Origin of the sequence: Sphingomonas sp. CFBP 13706, from assembly GCF_014842355.1 — a bacterium.
In the GTDB taxonomy this organism is placed as follows: Bacteria; Pseudomonadota; Alphaproteobacteria; order Sphingomonadales; family Sphingomonadaceae; genus Sphingomonas; species Sphingomonas aerolata.
Genome location: NZ_JACYVM010000034.1, coordinates 1 through 6,807, shown reverse-complemented (window position 1 = coordinate 6,807; position 6,807 = coordinate 1). Strand labels below are relative to the sequence as shown.

6 protein-coding genes and 1 pseudogene are annotated in these 6,807 nt (G+C 61.1%); 4 read left to right on the top strand and 3 right to left on the bottom strand.

Annotation, left to right across the window (positions count from 1 at the left end):
* On the bottom strand, positions 1-361 hold a 361-nt coding region (locus IFS44_RS21275; RefSeq protein WP_192100085.1), incomplete at its 3' end, for a spore coat protein U domain-containing protein.
* A gap of 191 nt (positions 362-552) precedes the next feature.
* Here IFS44_RS21275 and IFS44_RS21270 point away from each other — a divergent pair.
* The gene (locus IFS44_RS21270; RefSeq protein WP_192100083.1) at positions 553-1,182 is read left to right on the top strand and encodes a GAF domain-containing protein; all 630 of its coding nucleotides are present in this window, start codon (positions 553-555) and stop codon (positions 1,180-1,182) included.
* Between the two features lie 335 nt (positions 1,183-1,517).
* Here the strand turns inward: IFS44_RS21270 and IFS44_RS21265 are convergent, their stop codons facing one another.
* The gene (locus tag IFS44_RS21265; RefSeq protein ID WP_192100081.1) at positions 1,518-3,857 is read right to left on the bottom strand and encodes a putative bifunctional diguanylate cyclase/phosphodiesterase; all 2,340 of its coding nucleotides are present in this window, start codon (positions 3,855-3,857) and stop codon (positions 1,518-1,520) included.
* Positions 3,857-4,456: a hypothetical protein gene (locus IFS44_RS21260; protein ID WP_056678003.1), complete on the bottom strand. Its 600-nt coding sequence runs from the start codon at positions 4,454-4,456 to the stop codon at positions 3,857-3,859. Before IFS44_RS21260 ends, IFS44_RS21265 begins: the two co-directional genes overlap by 1 nt.
* A 135-nt stretch (positions 4,457-4,591) precedes the next feature.
* On the opposite strand from IFS44_RS21260, the gene IFS44_RS21255 reads away from it, so the two are divergent.
* The 3 genes and pseudogenes from IFS44_RS21255 to IFS44_RS21245 all read left to right on the top strand — a co-directional run bounded on the left by IFS44_RS21255 (position 4,592) and on the right by IFS44_RS21245 (position 6,253).
* Positions 4,592-5,488, top strand: a complete 897-nt coding sequence (locus IFS44_RS21255; protein ID WP_082446640.1) for a DUF3034 family protein — start codon at positions 4,592-4,594, stop codon at positions 5,486-5,488.
* A gap of 12 nt (positions 5,489-5,500) precedes the next feature.
* Positions 5,501-5,971, top strand: coding sequence for a group I truncated hemoglobin (locus tag IFS44_RS21250; RefSeq protein ID WP_192100079.1), 471 nt, complete (start codon positions 5,501-5,503; stop codon positions 5,969-5,971).
* 81 nt (positions 5,972-6,052) lie between these two features.
* Positions 6,053-6,253 (top strand): annotated as a pseudogene (locus IFS44_RS21245) (TA system antitoxin ParD family protein).
* Positions 6,254-6,807 lie beyond the last annotated feature (554 nt).

Sequence of the window (6,807 nt, the reverse complement as noted above, 5' to 3'; positions counted from 1 at the left end):
TGATCTGCCTGCCGATGGTGATTTCGTCCTGCCGCGACGCGTCCGTATACAGCCGATACGCGACGGTCTGCCCCAGATAGGCCAGCTGGCGGACATTGCCCGCGTCATTCGCGCCCGCCCCGACCGTGACTTTCGGCGCAAGGCCCGGCGTGCACAACACCGTGACCGCATTCGTGCTGCCTTGCGCGACCATCGTCGCATCGGCGTTGCCGAAGACGCCCGACTGATCGGCAAAGGCGATCGTCCCGATCCGCCCCATGGTCGCGGCGCTGTTGCCGCCATTCACGGCACAGGCCGCGAGGATGTTCAGGGACACGCCGATCGTGCCGCTGGCAGTCTGGGCATGTGCCGAAGTCGCCAAGGCAGAAGCCGCAACCACGACGACGATGATACCCAAAAACTTGTGTGCTACGTTACAGATCATCATCAAACGGCCCTTCTGCTCGGGGCCTTTTCAACGTATGCCAGTTAACAAGATGTTTAACATCCAATATGGTCGAAGTTAGAGTTTAATCGAACAATTTCGACATCAGTTTTGTGCCGTCATAACCTATGGAATATTATCATATTTCTGCAGTTTTCACTAATTCTCTTGCACCTGCTACATTAATTCATGCTATATTGATGCAGAATATAAGTGCGGAGATAGATGTGTACCGGGGACACGTCGGGTCATGGTTTGATATATTTTCAACCGAGAAGAAGCGGCAACTCGCCGTCGACCAAAGCGGAGCGTTAGCAATGCGCGGAAGCGAGGAGCTTGAGCGCATTGTGGACGTCGTTCGAGATTACTACCGAACGCAGTATGCGGCGATTTCAATCATCGACAAACGCATGCAAACTCTGTTGGCACAACGTGGACTGGGTGTAACGGAAACGTCGCGAAGCACGGCGTTCTGCGCCGTCACGATCCGGCAGGGCGGGCAGACGCTGGTCATCCCCGATGCGCGCAGCGATCCGCGCTTCGAAGAGTTCGATAGCGTTCGACATGATCCGTTCGTCCGTTTCTACGCTGGCACACCTATTACTGATCCCGCGGGACTGGCGCTTGGTGCGATATGCGTCGCGGACGGCAAGCCGCTGTCGGGGGAGTTTGATCAATCCCTTCTTGTCATGATGGCTCGCGAAGTCGAACGCGAACTTGCCAGCTCAGCGAAGGCGTTAGCAGCTCCATCGGCGTAACAGCTCAGACGGTATCGATGTGCTGTTCAGTTCCGTCGTTCGACGACCAGCAGCGCTTAATGGCCTGTAGCACTTCCAGGCTCGCACACTACAGGCGGGATCGACCCAATTGCGGACATTAAGGCGGCCTTCCCTTCTTTCCAATCCGGTCGTTCGTTCATCTCGCTAAAAGGTCGACTTCGCCGACCTGAAGCAGCGGTTTGAACGGTTAAGAACGAATGTACAGCAAAGGTAGCAAAAACAATTCAATAGGTGTTGGTTGCCGAAGCTAGAGGTAATTTAATCGACCATCATCAGGCGTCGAGAGCCGCTCGGAGACGATGCTTGCTCCTCCGCTAGGCTGCTTGGTTGATTCCATTCTCGAGCAGCCCTGCGATACGGCAACTCTCGACAGGGCGGCTGAACAGATAGCCCTGGATATTACCGCAGCCCTCGCCGCGGAGCATGTTGAGCTGCCCGGTATCCTCGACGCCCTCGGCGGTCGTTTCCATGTGCAGCGCGGTCGCCAGGTCTACGATCGCGCGGACGATCGCCGCGGCGCTCGGATCGCTAGCGATGCTGGTAATGAACGAGCGGTCGATCTTGATCTTGTCGAACGGGAAACTGCGAAGGTAGCTGAGCGAGGAATAGCCGGTGCCGAAATCGTCAAGCGCGACGCGGATGCCCATCGTGCGGAGTTTGTGCAGCAACGCGATCACCGGCCCCTCACCGTCGAGGAAGACTGATTCTGTAATCTCGATCTCGAGCCGGCTGGGTGCCAGGCCACTATGCGCAAGCGCTTGGAGAACGATCGACTGGAACCCGGTATTACGAAACTGCAGCGGCGACACGTTGACCGCGACGCGGACATGTTCGGGCCAGTGCATCGCCTGACGACACGCCTCCTGCATCACCCATTCGCCGATCGCGATGATGAGCCCGGTATCCTCGGCGATCGGGATGAACTCGACCGGCGGAACGACGCCGCGCTCTGGGTGGTGCCAGCGCACAAGCGCTTCAAACCCGCCGATCCGGTCCGCCTTCAGGTCAAACACCGGCTGGTAGTTGAGGACGAACTGGCCCGCCTGGATTGCCTCGCGCAGGTCGAGTTCGACCTGCCGTCGCCAGCGCGCCGCGGCGTCGAGCGCAGGTTCGAAGAACCGGAACACACCGCGACCGTCTTCCTTTGCGAGATACAGAGCAAGATCGGCATTTTTGAGCAGTTCGTCGGCGTCTTTGCCGTCGGCCGGGCCAATCGCGATGCCGATGCTGACCGCTGTCGCGATCCGGTGGCCATCTGCTACGACCGGCTGGCGCATCATGTCGAGAATGCTCTGAGCAAGAGCACGCGGGCGATCCGCATCGAACTGGCCTGACAAGATTATCGCATATTCGTCGCCCCCAAGCCGCGACACCAGTCCGTCGGGCGCGCTTTCGCTCAACATAGCGCCGATCGCTTTCAGCAACGCATCGCCGACCGGATGGCCGAGCGTGTCGTTCACGCCCTTGAAGCGATCAAGATCGAGACACAGCACCGCGATCGCTCCACCGGTCCGCCCCACCTGAAGGATCGCCTGGTCGAGCGACTCGCGAAAATACGTCCGGTTCGGCAGGCCGGTTAGGACGTCGTGGAGTGCGAGATGTGTGATACGATTCTCGCGCTCCAAGATACCGACCGACATCCGGTTAAAGCTGGCAGCGAGCCTGCTAATCTCGTCGCGGCCCTTCACAACGATGTGGGCGTGACTACCCTCCTCCAGCGCCCGCGCCGCTGCGTCCAACGTGGCGATCGGTCCCGCGATCCCAAGCGCGAGCCGGCGACTGCCGAGCACGACGAGGATCAGCCCGGCCAGTCCGGCGAGCGCGATGCCCGCCTGTAACGGCAGATACGGCTTCAGTGCGGCGTTGAGAGGATAGCGGATCAGGATTGCCGCCTGCGGCCGATCCGTCAGGCCAGCCAGCGGCTTGGCGATCGCGAACGCGTGGCCGTTCAACAGATTGAGTGTGCCAAGTGTCCGGGATGACCGCGACGCTTCGATCAGATCGTCAACGGCGGCATCCGGTTCGACCGACCTGTCCGCCGCATGCCAACGCTTTGCACCATCGCTGCGCATGATCGTCGCGATCAGCGGGATCGCGGACAGCCGTTCGAGCGCGTGCATTTCGGTACCGTCGAGACGCACGGCGAAGACGACCCAGCCGACCTGCGTCGGTGCCATCACCGGTGACAGGATCAGTCGGTAAACCTGTCCCGCCACAACCACGACCGCGTCGCGCCGGCCGTCCGGAACCGCGAACGGGAAACGACCGACCGTCGCCGCCAAGGCGCCTGAGGGACCAGTTACCTGCCGATCCTGATCGACCACGAATGCAGCGGTAACCTCTGCTCGGTGACTGATATTGGCGAGCGCGGACGCAATCGTCGGCCGATCTCCGCTGGCGACTGCCGCGCGGAACCCGAAATCTCGCGACAAAAGGTCGGCCGACGCGATCAGCGATTGTGACCTAAGCAACCAGATCCGGTCGTAGACGCTGCCGCTGGTGATCAGTTCCTGACGCACGGAATCTCGCGCGTGCGTCCAGATCATCGCTTGCGCGACGACCGCGAGCAGCAGCAACGTTACCGCAAACAGGCTCGCGTACAGCACCGACAGCTTGGTCCGGAGATGGCGGAACCGCGGCGGGCGCAAAGGCATCAACGGTGCAGCACGAAGGTCGTGGCAAAGCCGGTGGCGGCAACATCGATCGGCTGGGACGCAGTGCTGCCGGGCGCCCGGATCGAGGGGTGCCAGACGCGGACCGTCGCTGTGCCTGGGGGCACGCCGGTAATGCTGACATGCCCAGCCTGGTCGGTCAGTTCGGCAAACGGGGTGGCGGTCACGAACACGAACCCGCTCATCGAGTCATGAATGTTGCAGCCGAGCGGGACCACGCCCGGACGGTCGAACAGGACGGTCCGCGACTCCTCCTGCCCGTAGAGTTTCAGGTCGAACTTCCTGGCCTTCGAAAACGAATAGACGTGGTGACGCACCCGATCGCGGTTGGGGAAGCCGACCGTCGCGCCGACGGGGACGATCAGCACATGCGGTTGAAACGCGATGTCCCGCTGCTCGATCATGTATGGCCCCCGCACCGTCACCCCCGGCGCCTTGGGCGTCTCGATCGTGACCACCGCGCCCGGCAGCGGCTTGCCGTCGAAACCACGGACATCGATCACCACCGGGGCGGCATGCGCAGCGACAGGCAGCGCAGACGCCGCGAACAGCAAACTCAGGCGGAGGACGGATACGTGCATGCATCGGCTTCTAACAGTCGGAGAATTGCAAACCGGTAAACGTCATCGGCTTGTCATGCCTTTTTGACCGGGCGACGCGGCGATGGCCTGGCGAGGGAGACCGAGTATTAACCAATGGTCTCCAAGAGATGCCGGATGATTCGTATTCCGCTTTCGACTGTTGCCGGATGTATCGCGAAGGTCGCGGTGGCGACCGCCGTCATGACGACGACCCCCGCCGCGGCACGCGAAGGTCGCGCCGGCGGCAAGCTGATGCTGACCAACGGCGTCACCACGATCGAAGGCAGTTCGGGTGGCGGCATCTCCACCTGGGCTCTGATCGCCGGCAACGAAACCGTCGACGGGATCGGCGGGTCCGCGCATGTCTCGGTCATCCTGCTGCCGGACTATCGCTGGGAAAGCCACGGCGCAGCCATCGGCGTCCACGACCGGTTGGAACTGAGCTACGCCCGACAGAATCTCGACACACGCGACGTCGGTGCAACGCTCGGTATCGGCCGCGGCTACACGCTCAACCAGGACGTGTTCGGTGCCAAGCTGCGCGTCGCCGGCGATGCCGTCTATGGCAGCCCCTACCTGCCCCAGATCGCGATCGGCATGCAGTACAAGCGCAGTTCCGATCCGCAGATCGTCGCCGCGGTTGGCGGGCGCCACACCAGCGGAACCGACCTCTACGTCGCTGCCACCAAGCTCCTGCTGCGGCAGAGCATCCTGCTCGGCACCACGATCCGCTACACCAAGGCCAACCAGAACGGCCTGCTCGGGTTCGGTGGCGATCGCGGTGCAAATCGCCGCGTCCAGATCGAGAGCACGCTCGGGTATCAAATTTCGCGCCAGCTCGTCGTCGGCGGCGAATACCGGTCGAAACCCGACAATCTCGGGTTCGCCACGGAAAATGACTGGAAGACCGTCTATGCCGCTTATGCGATCAGTAAAAACCTGACTGCGACCGCGGCCCTTGTCGATCTCGGATCGATCGCGACGGCCGAGCGCCAACGCGGCGGCTTCCTGTCGCTCCAGACGGCCTTCTAGGGAACGTTTTCGATGATCTTGCTTGCCCTGCTCGTCCTCCTCCAGACCGCACCCACGCCACCGGGCGAGGACCCAGTCGCGCCCTATGCGATGAGCGACGCCAATGTCGACGGTGGTCCGTTCAAGGGCGTTGCCATGCTTGAGGCGTTTCACGGGGTGGCTGGCATCGACCGGATCGTCGACGATCTGGTGAAGACGAGCCAGGGCGATCCGCGGATCGGAGACATCTTCAAGGGGCAGGACATGATCCGCCTCCGCCGCACGCTGAAGGAACAGTTCTGCGTCCTGTTGAACGGCGGCTGTAGCTATACCGGTCGCGACATGGCGACCGCGCACAAGAACCTCGGGATCCAGGCGAAGGACATGAATGCGCTGGTTGAAAATCTACAGGCCGCCATGCGTCGCGAGGGCGTAGCGTTCTCAACCCAAAATACATTCCTCGCCAAGCTTGCCACGATGAAGCCGAACGTGGTCACCCGCTAGAAGACCCAGAAGACGGCATTCAGTCATCGTTACGCGCTTCCCAACTTCAGACATCCGTTGTGTGCGGATCGGCTGACGAGTTTGGTGAAGATTGACGACGAGCTGCACGAGGAAGCTCGCCGCGCCAGCGCCGTCATGTGCCGGCCGATTAACGCCCAAGCCGAGTTCTGAATGAAGATTGGGATGCTCGCCGAGGCCAATTCCACGATGGCCTTCAATGATATAATGAATGTGCAGCTCGCGGAGGCGAACGTTCGCTTGGTCCAGCCGCTTGCCGCCTGATCGAGCGCCGCCAATCATCCCAGCTACCTGCCAGAACTGACATGCTTTTTATGACGAAATCACGGACTTTTCGGCTGCTACGTCGATGCCTTCGCTCGCGACGATGCCGACACGTTAAGCGATCTGTGGGACGAGGTTGGGCTGTTTCCCTCCCCTACTGGCAACTTCGCCATGCCGCGATCCGCGTTCCGCGATCGTTGCGCCACGCTGTTCGGCTTCTAGTACGCAGAGAACGCCGCATTCGGAAACGGCCATCTCGAAGCCCGTATGGAGCTGCTCACTAAGCCCTTCTCCATGGGGGCACTCGCGGCAAAAGTCGGCGAGATGATGGAGGGAAACTGCCGCTATCTTCTTGTCCTGACGAGTTTCGAAAAAGCAGGAGTTTTCCTAAAAACGCACCCCAATCGGGACGCTCGGGGACCTTAGCCTACGATTCCGAATCCTCTAGCCTGTCCCCTTCCTGCTCAGAGCAGACATTCTAGTGTCGCAAAAGCTATGCAGACCGTGTGGAAAGCCGTGAGCCGGGAGCTGCGTAAGTTCCGCTGTCATTGGCC

What these genes read in the sequence shown, in the direction of transcription:
- IFS44_RS21250 (WP_192100079.1), top strand. Translation starts at nt 5,501, where the DNA reads ATGATCTTGCTTGCCCTGCTCGTCCTCCTCCAGACCGCACCCACGCCA.
- IFS44_RS21270 (WP_192100083.1), top strand. Translation starts at nt 553, where the DNA reads ATGGAATATTATCATATTTCTGCAGTTTTCACTAATTCTCTTGCACCT.
- IFS44_RS21265 (WP_192100081.1), bottom strand. Translation starts at nt 3,857, where the DNA reads ATGCCTTTGCGCCCGCCGCGGTTCCGCCATCTCCGGACCAAGCTGTCG.
- IFS44_RS21255 (WP_082446640.1), top strand. Translation starts at nt 4,592, where the DNA reads ATGATTCGTATTCCGCTTTCGACTGTTGCCGGATGTATCGCGAAGGTC.
- IFS44_RS21260 (WP_056678003.1), bottom strand. Translation starts at nt 4,456, where the DNA reads ATGCACGTATCCGTCCTCCGCCTGAGTTTGCTGTTCGCGGCGTCTGCG.